Annotated in this window: 15 protein-coding genes and 1 riboswitch; of the genes, 3 read left to right on the plus strand and 12 right to left on the minus strand. The window is 60.6% G+C overall.

What is annotated here, in order from left to right:
* Positions 1–85 precede the first annotated feature (85 nt).
* On the plus strand, positions 86–1519 hold the full coding sequence (locus tag AC0TNJ_RS15145) for an aldehyde dehydrogenase family protein (RefSeq protein ID WP_473771542.1): 1434 nt from the start codon (positions 86–88) through the stop codon (positions 1517–1519).
* An 86-nt stretch (positions 1520–1605) separates the two neighbouring features.
* Here AC0TNJ_RS15145 and AC0TNJ_RS15150 read toward each other — a convergent pair whose 3' ends face one another.
* The 8 genes from AC0TNJ_RS15150 to thiD are packed head-to-tail and all read right to left on the minus strand — an operon-like array spanning position 1606 to position 7505.
* Complete coding sequence (locus tag AC0TNJ_RS15150; RefSeq protein ID WP_473771543.1) at positions 1606–2379, minus strand: ABC transporter permease; 774 nt, start codon at positions 2377–2379, stop codon at positions 1606–1608.
* Positions 2376–3071 carry a thiaminase II gene (tenA, locus tag AC0TNJ_RS15155; RefSeq protein ID WP_473771544.1) on the minus strand — a complete coding sequence of 232 codons (696 nt, stop codon included), beginning with the start codon at positions 3069–3071 and terminating at the stop codon, positions 2376–2378. Before tenA ends, AC0TNJ_RS15150 begins: the two co-directional genes overlap by 4 nt.
* Positions 3068–4048 carry an ABC transporter substrate-binding protein gene (locus tag AC0TNJ_RS15160; protein WP_473771545.1) on the minus strand — a complete coding sequence of 327 codons (981 nt, stop codon included), beginning with the start codon at positions 4046–4048 and terminating at the stop codon, positions 3068–3070. The genes tenA and AC0TNJ_RS15160 overlap by 4 nt, the downstream gene beginning before the upstream one ends.
* 15 nt (positions 4049–4063) lie before the next feature.
* Positions 4064–4672 carry a thiamine phosphate synthase gene (locus tag AC0TNJ_RS15165; RefSeq protein ID WP_122003103.1) on the minus strand — a complete coding sequence of 203 codons (609 nt, stop codon included), beginning with the start codon at positions 4670–4672 and terminating at the stop codon, positions 4064–4066.
* Positions 4672–5442, minus strand: a complete 771-nt coding sequence (locus AC0TNJ_RS15170) for a thiazole synthase (protein ID WP_473771546.1) — start codon at positions 5440–5442, stop codon at positions 4672–4674. The genes AC0TNJ_RS15165 and AC0TNJ_RS15170 overlap by 1 nt, the downstream gene beginning before the upstream one ends.
* Position 5443: 1 nt before the next feature.
* Positions 5444–5641 (minus strand): sulfur carrier protein ThiS, encoded by a 198-nt coding sequence (thiS, locus tag AC0TNJ_RS15175; protein ID WP_122003105.1) that lies wholly within the window; start codon positions 5639–5641, stop codon positions 5444–5446.
* Positions 5638–6630 (minus strand): FAD-dependent oxidoreductase, encoded by a 993-nt coding sequence (locus AC0TNJ_RS15180; RefSeq protein WP_473771547.1) that lies wholly within the window; start codon positions 6628–6630, stop codon positions 5638–5640. Before AC0TNJ_RS15180 ends, thiS begins: the two co-directional genes overlap by 4 nt.
* The gene (thiD, locus tag AC0TNJ_RS15185; RefSeq protein ID WP_473771625.1) at positions 6630–7505 is read right to left on the minus strand and encodes a bifunctional hydroxymethylpyrimidine kinase/phosphomethylpyrimidine kinase; all 876 of its coding nucleotides are present in this window, start codon (positions 7503–7505) and stop codon (positions 6630–6632) included. Before thiD ends, AC0TNJ_RS15180 begins: the two co-directional genes overlap by 1 nt.
* A gap of 86 nt (positions 7506–7591) precedes the next feature.
* A riboswitch (TPP riboswitch) is annotated at positions 7592–7748 on the minus strand.
* A 234-nt stretch (positions 7749–7982) separates the two neighbouring features.
* Between thiD and AC0TNJ_RS15190 the strand changes: the two genes are divergently transcribed.
* A complete protein-coding gene (locus AC0TNJ_RS15190) occupies positions 7983–10106 on the plus strand; it encodes a bifunctional diguanylate cyclase/phosphodiesterase (RefSeq protein ID WP_122000726.1) in 2124 nt (707 codons plus the stop codon).
* A gap of 145 nt (positions 10107–10251) precedes the next feature.
* Positions 10252–12735, plus strand: coding sequence for a heavy metal translocating P-type ATPase (locus AC0TNJ_RS15195; RefSeq protein ID WP_473771548.1), 2484 nt, complete (start codon positions 10252–10254; stop codon positions 12733–12735).
* A gap of 100 nt (positions 12736–12835) precedes the next feature.
* Here the strand turns inward: AC0TNJ_RS15195 and AC0TNJ_RS15200 are convergent, their stop codons facing one another.
* Genes AC0TNJ_RS15200 through AC0TNJ_RS15215 form a run of 4 tightly spaced genes read right to left on the minus strand, consistent with a single transcriptional unit; the run spans position 12836 to position 17629 of the window.
* A complete protein-coding gene (locus AC0TNJ_RS15200; protein ID WP_473771549.1) occupies positions 12836–14122 on the minus strand; it encodes a D-tagatose-bisphosphate aldolase, class II, non-catalytic subunit in 1287 nt (428 codons plus the stop codon).
* A complete protein-coding gene (locus AC0TNJ_RS15205; RefSeq protein ID WP_473771550.1) occupies positions 14119–15066 on the minus strand; it encodes a tagatose kinase in 948 nt (315 codons plus the stop codon). The genes AC0TNJ_RS15200 and AC0TNJ_RS15205 overlap by 4 nt, the downstream gene beginning before the upstream one ends.
* A 14-nt stretch (positions 15067–15080) precedes the next feature.
* Positions 15081–16073, minus strand: a complete 993-nt coding sequence (locus tag AC0TNJ_RS15210; RefSeq protein ID WP_162997281.1) for an ABC transporter permease subunit — start codon at positions 16071–16073, stop codon at positions 15081–15083.
* Positions 16070–17629: a sugar ABC transporter ATP-binding protein gene (locus AC0TNJ_RS15215; protein WP_473771551.1), complete on the minus strand. Its 1560-nt coding sequence runs from the start codon at positions 17627–17629 to the stop codon at positions 16070–16072. The genes AC0TNJ_RS15210 and AC0TNJ_RS15215 overlap by 4 nt, the downstream gene beginning before the upstream one ends.
* Positions 17630–17769 lie beyond the last annotated feature (140 nt).

Here is a 17769-nt window from a genome sequence, read left to right on the forward strand (position 1 = left end):
GGCTCCGGCCTTGCAATTCCGCCGCTCATGGGTGAAGGGTCGTTCTGAGATATATCAGAGCCTTGCGGCGCACAGGGAGAGTTCCATGACAGTACATCAAAATCTGATTGCGGGCGAATGGGTCGGCGGTGACGGGATCGCCAACATCAATCCTTCGGACACCAATGATGTTGTGGGAACCTATGCGCGGGCGACCGCCGACGACACCAAGACGGCGATCGCCGCCGCGAAAGCCGCTTTCCCGGCCTGGTCTCGTTCCGGCATTCTGGAGCGCCACGCTATCCTGCGCAAAACTGCCGATGAAATTCTCGCCCGCAAGGACGAGCTTGGCCGTCTCCTGTCGCGTGAGGAAGGCAAGACATTGGCTGAGGGTATTGGTGAAACCATCCGCGCCAGCCAGATTTTCGATTTCTTCGCAGGCGAGTGCCTTCGCCTTGCCGGTGAAGTTCTGCCGTCGGCGCGTCCGGGCATCGGCGTAGAGGTCACGCGGGAGCCGGTCGGCGTTGTCGGCATCATCACGCCATGGAATTTCCCGATCGCCATTCCGGCATGGAAAATCGCGCCAGCGCTTTGCTACGGCAACACCATCGTCTTCAAGCCGGCTGACCTCGTGCCGGGTTGCTCCTGGGCGATTGTCGATATCCTGCATCGCGCCGGTCTGCCAAAGGGCGTTCTCAATCTCGTCATGGGCAAGGGTTCGGTGGTCGGCCAGACCATTCTGGACAGCGCCGACGTCAATGCCGTCACCTTCACCGGCTCGACCGGCACGGGCAAGCGCGTTGCGGCGGCTTCCATCGAGCACAATCGCCGCTTCCAGCTTGAAATGGGCGGCAAGAACCCGGTTGTCGTTCTGGATGACGCCGATCTCAATGTCGCCGTGGAATCGGTCGTCAATTCGGCCTTCTTCTCCACCGGCCAGCGCTGCACGGCGTCCTCGCGCATCATCGTGACGGAAGGCATTCACGACAAGTTCGTCGCTGCGGCAATCGAAAAGCTGAAGACCGTGACGGTCGACAATGCGCTGAAGCAGGGCACGCATATCGGCCCGGTGGTCGATGAGAGCCAGCTCAAGCAGGACATGGATTATATCGAGATCGGCCGCAAGGAAGGCGCCAAGCTTGCCTTTGGCGGCGAGCGCCTCAACCGCGAAACGCCGGGCTTCTATCTCCAGCCTGCGCTGTTCACGGAAGCCACCAACCAGATGCGCATCAGCCGCGAGGAAATCTTCGGCCCCGTCGCCTCGGTCATCCGCGTCAAGGATTACGAAGAAGCGCTTGCCACCGCCAATGATACGAATTTCGGCCTGTCATCGGGCATCTGCACGACGAGCCTGAAATATGCGACCCATTTCAAGCGCAATTCGGAAGCGGGCATGGTGATGGTCAATCTGCCGACCGCAGGAGTCGATTTCCATGTTCCGTTTGGCGGGCGCAAGGGTTCGAGCTTTGGCCCGCGCGAGCAGGGTCGCTATGCGGCTGAGTTCTACACCACGGTCAAGACGGCCTATACGCTGGCCTGATGATTCTGGCCTAACGATTCTGGCCTGATGATTCTGGCCTGATGATCTCGATGAATGCGAAAACCGGCGGGCGACCGCCGGTTTTTTCACGCGGTTTTGCGGGGCCATGCGGCAAGCTTGCGCGCAAAATATGAAACCGTCGCATGTAAAAGCATGGTGAAGGCCGCGAGCACGAAAAGGCTTGCGAACATGAGGTCCACCTTGGCGCGGCCATTGGCAAGCAGCATCAGATAGCCAAGCCCTTTCGAAGCGCCGACCCATTCGCCGACCACGGCGCCAATCGGCGCATAGACGCTTGCGAGGCTAAGGCCCGAGGCGAGCGACGGGAACGCCGCAGGTATGCGCACGCTGAAAAGAATATGCATCCGCCCGGCCCCCAGATTTTCAGCGGCATCGATCAGGGTTCGGTCGGTGCGCTGCATTCCATCCAGAAAGGTGGAAACGACGGGAAAGAAGATCATCAGGACAGTAACGGCGATCTTCGATGCGGGGCCATAGCCGAGCCAGAGCGTAAGGATCGGCGCAAGCGCAAAGATCGGGATCGCCTGACTGAACACCATCACCGGCATGACAAGCCGCTGCGCCAGCGGCGACATCATCAGGCCGATGGCGGTCAGGACGCCAATCGCAGCGCCGAGCAACAGCCCGCCAAGCACTTCGCCGAATGTCACAATGGCATTGTCGGCGATCAGCTGCGCATTGGCGATGAGCGATTGCACGACATCGAGCGGACCGGGCAGGATGAAGCGCGGCATCTGCCAGACCGTCACCACCGCCTGCCACAGGCCAATCACGGCAACCGCCGACAGGAACCCGTCGGCGATGCGTTTTTTGCGAGAACGAAGAGGCGCGCTCGTCATGCAGCTTTTAGGCCCATGCTCCAGAAATCGGCTTCGAGCCTGCTTGCCGTCGCAAAGATCTGGCAGAGTTTTGGCCAGCGCGGGCTTTTCTCGAAATCGTCGCCGATGCGGTCCTTTGCAGCCTGATCGAAAAGCCGGCCGACCGTGTGGCACATCTCCTGATAATCAGCCCCGGCATAGGTATCGATCCACTCCTGATAGGGTGTTCCCGCCGTGGCCGTGGCGGCAAGGTTCAGCCCGATCTCGCCATAGCCGTGGGCGCAGGGCACAAGCGCGGTCAAGAGATCGAGGAAATCGCCCGCCTGTCCGCAGTCGAGCACATAGCGCGTATAGGCGAGGTTTTCCGGCTCTTCCTTTGTCGCGTAAAGGTCGTCCTCGCTGATGCCTTCCCGCGCACAGATACCGACATGAAGCGGCAGTTCCGTCACCGCCAGACCGTGCATGATCTGGGCGCAAAGCCGGGTTTCCTGCAATGTATTGGCCTTCACGACGCCAAGCGCGAAGGCGCGGGCATAATGGTGCAGATAGACATAGTCCTGCCGCAGATAATGCAGGAACGCCGATTTCGGCAATGTGCCGTCGCCAAGCCCGCGCACGAATTCATGATCGATATAGGGCTTCCAGTCGCCAAGCGTCGCGGCGCGCAGGCGGGTGAACAGTTCGGATGAATAATGCGGTTGCGGCATGGTCATGATTTGCTCCCTTCAGCGTTTACGTCAGTGGCGAATTTTTCAACGGGCAGGATCGAAGGCACGAGACCGTTTTCCTTGAGATAGGCCTCGTAGCGGCTCCAGCGCCCATGATCGACGCTGGCAGGCGAGCGCGAGAAACGGGCGACGGTGTCTTTCCAGGCGCGCTTGTTCAGCGCGTCATTCAGTTCCGAACTGTAGGACGCGAACACATCGAAGCTTTGTTCGGGGTGATTGACGATATATTGCGCCGCCCTTTCGGTCGCAGCGAGGAAGCGCGAAATCCGGTCTTTTTCGGCGGCGTCGAGCCTGGCGGAATTGGCGACATAGACCAGCTCGTCATAGACGGGCACGCCCTCTTCCTCGACGAAGAAGCATTTGCCCGGCACGCCTTCGACGGCCATCTGGTTCAGTTCGACATTGCGATAGGCACCCATCACCGCATCGACCTGTTTCGACATGAGCGACGGCGCGAGAGAGAAATTCACATTGATCAGCTCGACATCCGAGAGCTGGATATCGTGCTTCTTGAGGATCGTGCCGAGCACCGTTTCCTCGACGCCCGCAACCGAGAAGCCGATCTTCTTGCCCTTCAGATCGGCGATCGATTTCACCGAGCCGTCATCGCGGGTCATCAGGCAGTTGAGCGGGGAATCGATCAGAGTGCCGACCCGGATCAGCGGAATATCGGCATGGACATCGAGATGCACCTGCTGCTGATATGAGATCGCCAGATCCGCCTGTCCGGCGGCAACCATTTTGGGCGGCACCGACGCATCCGCCGGAGCCACGATATCGACATCGAGACCGGCATCCTTGAAGTAGCCGAGCTTGTCGGCGACGATGATCGGCCCGTGATCGGGATTCACATACCAGTCGAGGATGAGCTTGAATTTATCGTTCGCCTGCGCAGCCTGAGCTGAAATCAGAGCAAGCGAAGCCGTGGCGCTGAAGAGCGCTGCAAAAACCAGTTTTTTCAATGTTTCCTCCAGAAACTACATTACATGGGGCCGTGTAATTTCGATCCATTGCCGCACGCGGGCCTCCGGATCGGGGTTAAGGGTGATGTCGGTGACAACGGAAACGATATCGGCGCCTGCTTCGAACACGCCCGGCGCGCGGTCCACATTCATGCCGCCGATGCCGACAAGCGGGATATCGCCAAGTGCCGCTTTCCATTCGCGCACGCGATCCAGTCCCTGTTCGTGCCATTTCATCTTTTTCAAAATGGTCGGATAGACGGGACCGAGCGCGATATAATCAGGCTTCAGCGCCATTGCGCGGCCAAGTTCCGCCTCGTCATGGCTGGAAACGCCGAGCTTCAGGCCGCTTTCCCGGATCGCATCGAGATCGGCATCATCAAGGTCTTCCTGACCCAGATGGATGAAATCGCAGCCTTCCTCGATAGCCAGTTTCCAGTAGTCGTTGACGATAAGCTGGCAGTCATGGGCAAGGCATATGTCGCGAGCCGCACGGATTTCAGCGCGCAATTCAGCCTCGCCTTTGTCCTTGATGCGCAACTGCACCAGCTTGATGCCAAGCGGCACCAGGCGCTCGCACCAATTGGCGCTGTCAAAGATCGGGTAGAACGGATCGAGGGCCATTAGAGAAAAGCCTTTCCGATAAGGGGGGTGGAGGGAGAGGCCATGTCGCGGGCTTCAATCGGGTCGGCTTCATAGGCGATGCGACCGGCTTCGACGGCCAGCGCAAAAGCGCGAGCGATGGCGGCTGGATCGCCCGCCTTGGCGACGGCGGTGTTGATCAGCACGGCGTCAAAGCCGAGTTCCATGGCGGCGGCCGCATGGGACGGTACGCCGATGCCCGCATCCACCACCAGCGGAACATCGGGGAAATGCGCCCGCATGGTTTTCAGCGCATAAGGGTTGTTGAGGCCGCGGCCCGAGCCGATGGGTGCCCCCCACGGCATCAACACCTTGCAACCGGCTTCAAGAAGTTTCTCCGCCACGACCAGATCGTCATTCATATAGGGAAAGACTTCAAACCCGTCGTCGCAGAGAATGCGGGCGGCTTCCACCAGTCCGAACGGGTCAGGCTGCAATGTGTCGTGATCGCCGATCACTTCGAGCTTGATCCAGTTGGTGCCGAAGATTTCCCGCGCCATTTTGGCGGTGGTCACCGCTTCGCGCGGCGTGTGACAGCCTGCCGTATTGGGCAGGACGGATACGCCCATATCCTTGATCAGTGTCCAGAAATCCTGACCGGCACGCATGTTGCCGCTTTCGCGCCTGAGCGAAACCGTCACGATTTCGGTCTTTGAGGCGCGAACGCTATCCGCGAGGATAGAAGGCGAGGGATATTGCGCCGTGCCCAGAAGCAGGCGGCTTTCGAATTGTTTTCCATAAAATTCCAGCATCTCAGCCTCCCTGCATCGGGGCGAGCACTTCAATGCGGTCGCCTTCGCTGATCGGGGTTTCCCCGCGCTCGTCGCTCGCCACGAACTCGCCGTTCAGTGCAGTTGCAACGACCGCTTCATCCAGTTCGATTTCGGCGAGCAGCGCCGCCAGATTGGCGGCTTTCGTGGTGATGACTTCACCGTTCAGCACGATCGTCATGCATAATCCTCCACAAATTCGGGCATGGTTTCGGGCGCGGTCGCGGCCGCAACCGCCATGCGCGCAACCGCAGGCGAGAGCAGGAAGCCGTGGCGGTAAAGCCCGTTGACATAGATGGTTTCGCCTCGCCGGCGCACACGCGGCAGATTGTCGGGAAAGGCCGGGCGCGCATCGACGCCCACTTCCAGTATTTCCGCCTCGCCGAACGCCGGATGCAGCGCATAGGCAGCGCTCAAGAGTTCCAGCGTCGAGCGCACGCTGATGCCGCCCCGCTCATCGCTTTCGATCATGGTCGCGCCGATCATGTGCACGCCATCGCCGCGCGGCACGATGTAGAGCGGAATGCGCGGATGCAGCAGGCGCACGGGGCGCGAAAGGTTGATGTCACGCGAGCGGACCACCAGCATTTCACCCTTGACGCCGCGCAGATCGGGAAGGGTATCGCGGGCGGCAAGACCGCGCGCATCGACGGTGATGTCCGCGTCGATTTGCACGTCTTTGGCGTCCTGCCCCAGATGAAAGATCACGCCTTTGCGCTGCAATCTTTCGGCAAGCTCGATCAATGTCTTGCGCGGATCGAGATGGCCTTCGCCCGCGAAGAACAGTCCCTGCCGGAAGCGCCCGGCGAGATCGGGTTCCAGCGCATCGATGCGGCCCTGATCGATTGTGTCGAAGGCTTCCGTCCGGCGGGCGAAGCGGCGCAGTTCGCTCATGTCGCGATCATGCGTCAGAACCAGTGTGCCTTCGCGCCTGACGCCGCTGACATGCTTTCCCCACCAGCCGATTGCTTCCTGCCCGAGCCGCACCACCGGCTCCTCGGCGCTTTCGCCCTCGCACCATGGCGCCAGCATGCCGCCCGCAAGCCACGAACAGCAATCGGCGCCGATCTGTGGGCTGCGGGCAACCACGGTCACGGCATGGCCTTGGTCGTTGAATTCGGCAGCGCAGGCGAGGCCCGCAACACCGGCGCCAATGATGGTGACGCGCATCACATCGCCTCCTCTTTTGCCGCATTCCAGAGGTCATGGAAATGATGCACCGGCCCATGGCCGTGGCCGATCTTCAGGCTGTCGGCAGCGCGGATTGCGCCTTGCAGATAGGCATGGGCCGAAAGCACCGCCTTTTCCAGCGGCAGGTTCTTGGCAAGCTCTGCGGCTATAGCCGAGGAAAGCGTGCAGCCGGTGCCGTGGGTGTTGGCGGTCAGCACCCGCGGCGCTTCGATCCGCAGGGTCGGGCGGTCGCGGCGCACCAGCAGATCGACGCAGACCTCGCCCTCCGCATGCCCGCCTTTCATCAGAACGGCTTTCGCCCCGCGCGCCAGCAGGGCACGGCCCTGTTCCTCCGCCTGGCCGTCGTCGCGCGCGGTCTCCGTGTCGAGAAGGCAGGCGGCTTCGGGTCGGTTGGGTGTCAGCAGTGTGGCCAGCGGAATGAGTTTCTGGCGCAGAAGCGCAATGGAATTTTCGCTCAAAAGCCGGTCGCCGGATTTTGCCACCATCACCGGATCGACAACCACGGGGCCGGAAAAGTGCGCAAGGCCGCGCGCGATGGCGTCGATGGTTTCAGGCACGGAAACCATGCCGATCTTCACCGCGGCAACATCAAGATCGCTGAAAACGGCATCGATCTGCCCGGCGACGATGGCGGGCGGGATGTCGTGCACGGCGCTCACCGTGCAGGTGTTCTGCACGGTTACGGCGGCAATGACGCTCGCGCCATAAACACCAAGCGCCGAAAACGTCTTGAGGTCGGCCTGTATGCCCGCGCCGCCGCCGCTGTCGGAACCGGCAATGGTCACGCAGATGGGTACGGATCGCGACGGATCGCTCGTTGATTTGGTTCGGGAGAAACTGTTCTTTTGGTCCATCATGCCGTCTCTCATTCCGAACGGAAGATGAGACGTCATGAACCTGATCGGAGCCGAGACTCCATCTGGGGCCTTGCCCCGTCCGCGACGCGCCAAACTCCGTTCCCTACGCAGGTATTACCCGGATCAGGTTCAATGGGTTGACGCGATCAGCGCCTCTCAGCCTCTTGTGTCGCAAGATCGGACGGAAAACCGCTCAGCGCTTTTCCTGATCCTGCTTCGAAGGCACCCCAACGAATTTTGCACCTGTAGGCATAGGACGGAAGTTAAAGCCGGTCAAGCGATGGAAAAAGTCTCGTTTTAAAGAAAATCCTTAAATCGACCCGCAATTTGTATATCGTTTATTAAAATTCTCAGCTTTAATCTAGGCTCGGGGTGCATCTGAATCGGGTTGCTCATAGTGCTAACAAACGAGACGGTCTGCTCGTGGAGTGGATCTGTATAAACCTGTAGGATCAGTAGGATGAGGGGTATGCGATGAAGAAGCGGGGGGGCGCTTCGGCTTCGGCGGAAGGTACGATGGCGCGCACGTCCGAACAGGACTTCCGCATTCTTTTCACGACGCATCCGACACCCATGTGGGTCTATGACCCGCAGACGCTGCGCTTCATCGTGATGAATGACGCCGCATACCGGCTGTACGGTTATACAGCCGACGAAATCCCGGCCATGACCGTGCTCGATATTCGTCCGCAAACCGAGCGGGACCGGATGCTTGCCGCCATTCGCGACCGCAGCGACCTTGAACGGCCTGAGCGCTGGCAGCATCTGCGCGCCAATGGCGAGATTATTGAGGTTCTCACTTACGGGCGCCAGGTGCTGTTCGACGGCAAGGAAGCGATTCTCGCCATTGTCCAGGACAGGACGGAACTCGCGGAAGCCAACCGTCAGGCCAGCCACGCACAGACCTTGCTGGACAGCCTCGTCAACAATTTGCCGCTCGGCGTGTTCGTCAAGGACATGCACGACGATGGCCGCTACGTGCTCTACAATCAGGCCGCATCGGCGGCGAGCGGCCAGCCGATAGACGAAGCCATCGGTTCCACCGACCTCGATCTTTTCCCCGAGGGGGAGGCCGCTATCATCAGGCAGCAGGATCGCACGACGATGCGCCGCCGGGACGTATTGAACGTCGAGCGCAAGATTTTGCGCAAGGACGGCACTTCCCGCACGATGCGTATCATAAAATGCTCGATCCCGCCGATCGAGGGCAATGAACCCCGCTATCTGATCGGCCTTCTGGAAGACATAACCGAGCGGCGCGAGATCGAGGAACGCATGGCGCATATAGCCATGCATGACAGCCTCACCGGCCTGCCGAACCGGGCCTATTTTGCCCATCATGTCGAAAACATGCTGAAAAAGGGCGGGGATTGCGAGCCTTTCGCACTGTTCTATCTCGACATCGATCATTTCAAGAACATTAACGACAGTATCGGCCATCAGGCGGGCGACCAGCTTTTGCAGGAAGTGGGGCGTCGCCTGAAACGGATCACGACTTCGGACGAGTTCATCGCCCGGCTGGGTGGCGACGAGTTTGCCATCGTTTATCGTAGCGGCACGCTGGGGCAGGTCGCCATGTTTGCCGACCGCGTTCTTTCGGCTTTTCAGGACCCGTTCAAACTGGTCGGCAATTCGGAATTTGTCACCTGCAGCATGGGCATTGCTCAAGCGCCGCTACACGGCGATACGCCCGATGCGCTGATGCGTAACGCCGATCTCGCGCTTTACGCATCGAAATCCGGCGGACGCCGCACATTCCGTTTTTATCAGCACTCGCTGCGTCTGGCAGCCGAGAAGCGTCACGTCATGACCGGCGAGCTTCGGCAGGCGCTGCTGGATGGACAGTTCGAGCTTCACTATCAGCCGATATTCAACCTTGAAAGCGGCAGGATTTCCGGCTTCGAGGCGCTGATCCGCTGGCGTCATCCGGATCGCGGCATGGTTTCTCCCGCCGAATTCATCCCCTTGGCGGAAGAAACCGGGCTGATCGGGCCGATCGGCGATTGGGTCTTGAGGGCGGCATGCCGGGAAGCGGTCCTGTGGCCGGAGGACATCAAGGTCTCCGTCAATCTCTCGCCGGTCCAGTTCAGCCAGACCACGCTCCTGCAATCGGTCAAGGACGCGCTGGAAGCGGCGCGCCTGTCGCCAGACAGGCTTGAGCTTGAAATCACGGAATCGGTCTTCCTGTCGAACAGCAAGAACAATATCGAGCTGCTGTTCGAACTGCGTCGGCTGGGCGTGCGTATTGCGATGGATGATTTCGGAACCGGTTATTCGTCGCTGAGCTATCTGCGTTCATTCCCGTTCGACAAGATCAAGATCGATCGCAGTTTCGTTTCGGGAATTGAGGTCGATACGCGCGATCTGGCCATCATTCAGGCGGTCGCGACGCTTGGTGCGGGTTTCAACATTGTCACCACGGCAGAAGGCGTGGAAACCGCGCAACAGCTTGAGCGCCTGAAGACCGAACGTTTCGGCGAGGTGCAAGGTTTCCTCACGGGCCGTCCGATGCCCGCCGGCGACGTGCAGTCCTTTATCGCCAATCGCAGCAATGCAGGGCTGGGACTGGTCGCGGCGCATAACACATTGCCGATTTAGAGCCGTCTGCCCAACCCGCGTGAGCGGACGCCGTAATATATAGCGGACCTTGTTTCGAAAAGGGCTTGACCTTCCAACGGTGGGAAGGACTATTTAAGGAGCAACTCTCGAATTGTGCCCTTCACGGGCAGTGAAAGGGATTGCCATGAACAAGCCAGTTAATCACGAAACCATCAGTTTTCCCGTGCCGGTCGAAGGGATGACCTGCGCATCATGCGTGTCATCCGTGGAAAAGGCTGTGGCAAAAGTTCCGGGTGTGGACAAGGTTTCCGTCAATCTCGCCACGGAGCGCGCCGACGTGACTTTCAAGGGCGCGCCGGATTTGCCATCGGTGGTCGAGGCCATCCGCAAGGCGGGCTACGATGTCCCGGCGGGCAGCATCGATCTTGCCATCGAAGGCATGAGCTGCGCTTCCTGCGTCAGCAAGGTGGAAAAAGCCCTCAACGCCGTGCCGGGCGTGACGCGGGCCAGCGTCAACCTCGCAACCGAACGCGCCCATGTGGAACTGGCGGGCCCGGTCCAGACTTCCGATCTCGTCAAGGCGGTTGAGCAGGCGGGCTATGAAGCACGCTCGCTCACTGACGCCGCATCCGATGCAAAGCCCGAGACGCAGGCCGAAAAGCGGGATGCGGAAGCGGCAGAGCTGAAGAAAAGCGTCATCCTTGCGGCTGTGCTGACCCTGCCGGTGTTTGTCATGGAAATGGGGTCACACCTCATCCCGGCCATTCATATGTTCGTCGCCGACCGCATCGGGATGCAGAACAGCTGGTATCTGCAATTCGTGCTGACCACGCTCGTCCTGTTCGGCCCCGGCTTGCGCTTTTTCAAAAAGGGCGTCCCGACCTTGTTGCGCGGCACGCCGGACATGAATTCGCTGGTCGTTGTCGGCACGCTGGCCGCCTGGGGATTTTCCATCGTCGCCACCTTCTTTCCCGGCTTCCTGCCGGAAGGAACTGTCAATGTCTATTTCGAGGCGGCGGCGGTGATCGTGACGCTCATCCTGATAGGCCGCTATCTGGAAGCGCGCGCCAAGGGGCGCACCAGCGCGGCAATCAGCCGTCTCGTCGGCTTGCAGGCAAAGTCTGCCCGGGTCGTTCGTGATGGAGAAGCCACTGACGTGCCGCTCGAAGAGGTTCGCGCAGGCGATATCGTGCAGGTGCGTCCCGGCGAGAAAGTGCCGGTCGATGGCGAAGTGATTGAAGGTTCCTCCTATGTCGATGAATCGATGATCACCGGCGAGCCTGTGCCGGTTGTCAAGGAGAAGGGCGCGGAAGTGGTCGGCGGCACGATCAACAAGACCGGCGCCTTCACCTTCCGCGCCACCAAGGTTGGCCGCGACATGGTGATCTCGCAGATCATCCGCATGGTCGAAGACGCGCAGGCCGACAAGCTGCCCATTCAGGCCATGGTCGACAAGGTGACCGGCTGGTTCGTGCCTGCGGTGATGGCCGCCGCCGCTTTGACCTTTGCGTTGTGGCTGGCGATTGGCGGCACGGGCATGCTGGGTTACGCGCTGGTGAACGCCATTGCGGTTCTCATCATCGCCTGCCCGTGCGCCATGGGCCTTGCCACGCCGACCTCGATCATGGTCGGCACCGGTCGCGCAGCCGAGTTCGGCGTCCTGTTCCGTCGCGGTGACGCCTTGCAAACCTTGCGCGATGCTTCCGTCATTGCCGTCGACAAGACCGGAACGCTGACACAGGGAAAGCCTGCACTGGCGCACTTTGCAACCGTCGAGGGTTTCGACAAGGACGAGCTTCTGGCGCTGGTCGCCGCTGTGGAAGCCCGTTCCGAACACCCGATTGCCGACGCGATTGTGGAAGCGGCAAAGGCGAAGGGATTGAAGTTCGCGGAGGTTTCCGCTTTCGAGGCCGTGCCCGGTTTCGGCTTGAAGGCGCAGGTTTCCGGCCATGAGGTTGCCATCGGTGCCGACCGTTACATGGCAAAGCTCGGACACGATGTGACTGTGTTCGCTCACGATGCGAAGCGTCTTGGCGATGAAGGACAGTCTCCGCTTTACGCGGCCATTGACGGCAAGCTGGCGGCAATCCTGACGGTCGCCGACCCGATGAAGGAAACCACGCCAGCGGCGATTGCGGCCCTTCACGAGCAGGGGCTGAAGGTTGCGATGATCACCGGCGACAATCGCCGCACGGCTGAGGCCATTGCAAAACGCCTGGGCATTGATGAAGTGGTTGCGGAAGTGCTGCCGGACGGCAAGGTCGAGGCGTTGAAGCGTCTTTCGGCGGGCGGCAAGCGGATTGCCTTTGTCGGCGACGGCATCAACGATGCGCCCGCACTCGCTGCCGCCGATGTCGGTATCGCCATTGGCACCGGAACGGATATTGCGATTGAAAGTGCGGATGTGGTGCTGATGTCGGGCGACCTGCGCGGCGTGGTCAATGCCATCGCCATATCCAAGGCGACGATCCGCAATATCGGTGAAAACCTGTTCTGGGCCTTCGCCTATAACGTGGCGCTGATCCCGGTCGCAGCCGGTGTCCTCTATCCCTTCACCGGCACGCTGTTGTCGCCGGTTCTGGCGGCGGGCGCCATGGCATTCTCAAGCATTTTTGTTCTGAGCAATGCCTTGCGGCTCAAGGCTTTCAAAAGCCCGATAGAGGTCTGAGCAAAAGAAAGGCGCGGTTCCGGCCGCGCCTTTCTGTTTCAGAGCATTTCCAGCAAAAGTGCGAAACGGTTTTGCGTAGGATAATGCGTACAAACAAAGACTAATGAGTGCCGACAGCCTTGCCGTAAGTCCGCACGACATTGCGGACGGCCTCCACCATCAAGGCGTGGGGCGTTGCTTCCACCGCACCTGAGGCCACAGCCGGATAGAGCGTGCCGAGATACTGGCTGATCAGCGTTTCCGGTATCTTGCGGCCTTCGAGACGCTTCAAAAGCGCATCGACAGCAGCCGTTGCGACTGGGTGCGGCCAGTAATAGCGAATGCGGTCGCTATAGGAGAAATGGCGTTGCAGGCGCAGTTCTTCCGCGTCGCCGTGGTAATATTTTTCCCAGTTCTTCGGCTCGGCCAGAAGCAGCGCTTCCATCTTGCCGCGCAGGGTTTCCTCTTCCGGCAGCTTGTCGAGGAAGGCGGCAATCTGGTCGAGACCATAGAGCGCCTCGCGCAGCGCGAAAGTCAGGCCCGGGCCGACTTTCAAAATGGCGAAACCATCGTGCACCAGATCGGAAAGCGCTTCCACTGGCTGATAGTCGGTCGAATGCGCCTCGAACACGAATTGCGGCATTTCGCTCAGAACGCCGCTCAATGCGGTTGCCTTGTCGCTGTTGTAGAAGACCACGTTCTCGTTGCCAAACTCGACGCCCGGCTGCACCACGACGCCGATGGCGCGGGCAAAGGCGTCTTCCAGTCCCAGCGCCGCGAAAGCCTTGCGGTGAATGGCGACGGTTTCAACCGCCGCATCCGGCCTGGTCAGTTCCAGTTCCTCGATCTCTTCCATCGCGCCGCCGGGGATCGGCACTTCGGTGCCGATGATATAGACCGGCAGGTCATATCCGGCTTCACGGGCCGCCGCTTCCGAAACCTTGGCAAGACGCGCCGCGCGCTCGGCGGTCACGGCATCGGGCAGCGCGACCGGCTCGCCGGCGCAACCCATCGACGTATCGAGATGGATCTTGGTGAAGCCTGCGCGCACGAAGGCGTCAATCATCACGTCCGATTTCGCAAGGGCTTCCTCGGCGGGCAGGTGCTTCCACGGGTTCGGACCAAGATGGTCGCCGCCCAGAATGAGCCGTCTGGTGTCGAAGCCGACCCGCGCCGCGATTTCTTCCACGAAACGGCGGAAATCGGCAGGCGTCATGCCCGTATAGCCGCCATCCTGATTGACCTGATTGCAGGTGGCCTCGATCAGAACGTCCGTATTGGTCGCAACGCCTTCCAGAAGGGCGGCTTCAATGACCAGAGGATGCGCGGAGCAGATCGAGGTGATGCCGCCGCGAACGCCGCTGGCGTAACGTGCGGGAAGTGCGCTCAGAACTTTCGTGCTGCTCATGCTGGAACTCCGTCTTTCTGAAGGAAGGCTGCGATTTCGGCCATGGTCGAGGTGCCCTCCATCGGTCCCTTGACGCCGACGGCGCGCGCGCCGGTGGCATTGGCGATGGTCAGAGCGTCCTTCGGCGCCATGCCGCGCAGCCAGCAGGTGACGAATGCCGCGCCAAAACTGTCGCCTGCGCCGGTCGGGTCGATTTCCTCCACCTTGAAGGCAGGCGCGAAAACTTCGCCGGATTGGTCGAAATAGCTGGCGCCTTCCGCGCCGCGCTTGACCACCACGGCCTTGATGCCGCGCGCCAGAAGTTCTTCCACGGCTGGTTTTTCCTCGGTCGCCTTGGTGAAGAGAAAGATTTCCGGGCCGCTCGGCATGAACAGGTCAGTGTTCTCCAGCGCATGGGCCAATGCCTGGCGCATGCCCGGCAGTTCCAGCATTTCCTTGCGGATATTGGGGTCGAAGGACACGGTGCCGCCCTTCGCCTTGATGCGGATCGTCGCCTCGTGGATCGCCGAAACAATGCCGTCGGAGAACAGCGCCGAACCCATGATATGCAGGTGATCGGCGGTCTCGATCAGCTTTTCGGCTTCCGGCGTCAGGCCGATGGCGCTGCATGCGCTGTGCTTGATGTTGAAGATGAAATCGCGGTTGCCGTCCGGGCGATAGCGCACGAAGGCGCTGCCGGTGGCGGCTGTCGGATGCACGCCGATGGCCGAAACATCCACGCCGTCTCTTTGCAGGCGCTCGACATTGAGCGCGCCGAAATCGTCATTGCCGACCGCGCTGACCATGCCGCAAGGCTGGCCCATCTTGGCCGCCTGATCGATGAAGATCGCAGGCGCGCCGGAAGCGAACGGACCGATCAACGGGATGGCGGACTTGAAGCCGTTGCCGGTTTCCACGGCCATGATTTCGACGACGATCTCGCCGATGGTGATGATCTTTTTCATGTTTGGGACCGCGATTACGTGCGCATGGATTTCGAGCGCACGTCGAGCCAGACGGCGACCAGAATGACCACGCCCTTGACGATGAGCTGATAGAAATAGGGCACCGACAGCATGTTCATGCCGTTGTTGATGACGCCGATGATGAGCGCGCCCAGAATGGTGCCGACCATGGTGCCGACGCCGCCGGCAAGCGAGGTGCCACCAAGCACCACCGCCGCAATGGCGTCGAGTTCATAGCCCATGCCCGCATTGGTCTGCGCGGATGACAGGCGCGAGGAAAGCAGGATGCCGCTGATCGCCGCCATCACGCCGGAAAGCATGAAGACGATGATCTTGATGCGGTCGACGCGGATGCCGGAATAGATCGCTGCTTCCTTGTTGCCGCCCGACAGATAGATGCGGCGGCCGAAGACCGTCTTCGACAGAAGGATATAGTTGAAGATGAACAGGACGCCGACGATCCAGATGATGATCGGCAGGCCGAGCCAGCTTTCCGAGCCGATGGCAAGCCATGCATCGTTTTCGATGATTTCGGGCGCGCCATTGGTCGGCAGGCTGACCATGCCGCGATAGATGCCCATGGTCGCGACCGTGACGATGAAGGAGGGCAGCATCAGTTTTGCCGAAAGCACGCCGTTCAGCCCCCCCATGATCGCGCCCGCCGCAAGGGTGAAAACGACCGTCGGCACAAAGCCGAAGCCCATGGCGAAGGCTTGCGCCGCCACCATGCCGGAAACGGCGATGATGGAGCCGATGGAAAGATCGATTTCGCCGAGCAGGATCACATAGGTCATGCCATAGGCGGCGACGGCAATCACCGCCACCTGCTGCATGATGTTCATGAAGTTGTTGAAGGCGAGAAAGCGCGGGTTCAGCACCGCGAAGACCACGCAGAGCACGGCCAGCGAAATGATGATGCCGCCATATTGGCGCACCAGCGGGGAGGAGAAAAGCGAACGGCGGACTTCGGCGTCCACGGCTTTCTTCTGAATATCTGCGTTGCTCATTGATGCATTCCTGCTGCGTAGCTCATGACGGTTTCGGGCGTGAGGCCATCGGCATCGACAATGGCGGCGACATGCTTGTTATGCATGATTGCCACGCGGTCGCTGAGACCCAGCACTTCCGGCAGTTCGGAGGAAACCATCAGGATCGCCGCGCCATTGGCGGCGAGTTCACGGATGATGCGGTAGATTTCGAATTTCGCGCCCACATCGACGCCGCGTGTCGGCTCATCGAGAATGAGGATGCGCGGCTTTGTCTGCAGCCACTTTGCCAGCACGATCTTCTGCTGGTTGCCGCCGCTGAGCGACCCGGCAACCGTGTCGAGCGACGCTGTCTTGATGGCAAGTCGCAGCACTTCCGCCTTGGCGGCGGAACGCTCCGCCCTCGACCGCATGAGCCCGAGCGGGCCTGCGAGCTGGCCGAGCCCGACCATATTGATGTTGCGTTCCACGCTGTGCGGCAGAACGAGGCCTTCTTCCTTGCGGTTCTCGGTCACGAAGGCAATGCCGTTGCGAATGGCGTCGGTCGGCGAGGAGAGCGTGACAGGCTTTCCGTCGAGCCGGATTTCACCCGTTGGCCGCAGCATCCCGAACAGCGCCTTCATGACGTCCGAACGGCCAGAGCCGACGAGCCCGAAAAGGCCCAGAACCTCACCGGGTTTCACCCCGATGGAAACCTCGTGAAATTTGCCCGGAACGGACAGGTTCTTCGTTTCGAGAATTGGCGCAACTGTGTCCGCAGGGCGCGGTGCTTCGCGCGGCGGATAGATGTCGTTCATTTCGCGGCCAACCATCAGGGCGATCAGCCGTTCGATGGTGGTCTCGCCCTTTTCCGTGGTGGTGACATATTCGCCGTCACGCACGACCGTAATGTCGTCGGAAAGCCGCATGATTTCTTCCATGCGATGCGAGATGTAGATGACCGCCGTGCCGCGTGCTTTCAGGCGCTCGATGATCGAGAACAGGATTTCCGCTTCGCTGTCGGAAAGCGATGAGGTCGGCTCGTCCAGAATAACCACGTCGGCAGGCTGGCTCAGGCCCTTGGCGATTTCGACGAGCTGGCGCTGGGCAATCGACAGGTCGCCGACCTTGGCGCGCGCATCGACCGGCAGGCCAAGCTCGCCGATCAGCTTGTCGGCAGCGGCGTTCAGCTCGCGCTCCCGGATGAAGCCGAAACGGCTCGGCTCATGATTGGCGAAGATGTTTTCGGCAACGCTGAGATTGCGCGACAGGCTCAGTTCCTGAAAGACGATGGCAATGCCGTTGGCGCGTGCATCGCGCGGGTCTTTCGGCGCATAGGTCGCGCCTTTCAGCAGGATGGTGCCGGAGGTCGGCTTGAAAACGCCAGCCAGGATCTTCATCAGCGTGGATTTGCCAGCGCCGTTTTCGCCAAGCAGCGTATGCACGCGGCCGCGACGCACGGTCAGGTTCATGCGCTTCAGCGCGACCACCGGGCCGAAGGATTTTGCCACGTCGCGAATGTCGAGAACGGTGTCCGAAGCGGCTTTTCGTTCGGATTTGGCGGCTGTCACAGTATCTGTCACTCTTGAGGCCTCCATTCTCCGTTGTTCAGTCTATCGGCAGGACTTCGCTCGAACGAAATCCGCGATCGAAAGGGATGCGGCGGCGGCAGGCGCGTGGTGTTCGCCGGGCCGCCGCACGCAGAAAGGAAACAGCGACTGGGAGGAGTGTCGCTGTT

It is taken from the genome of Ochrobactrum sp. PL_is483 (assembly GCF_055816855.1).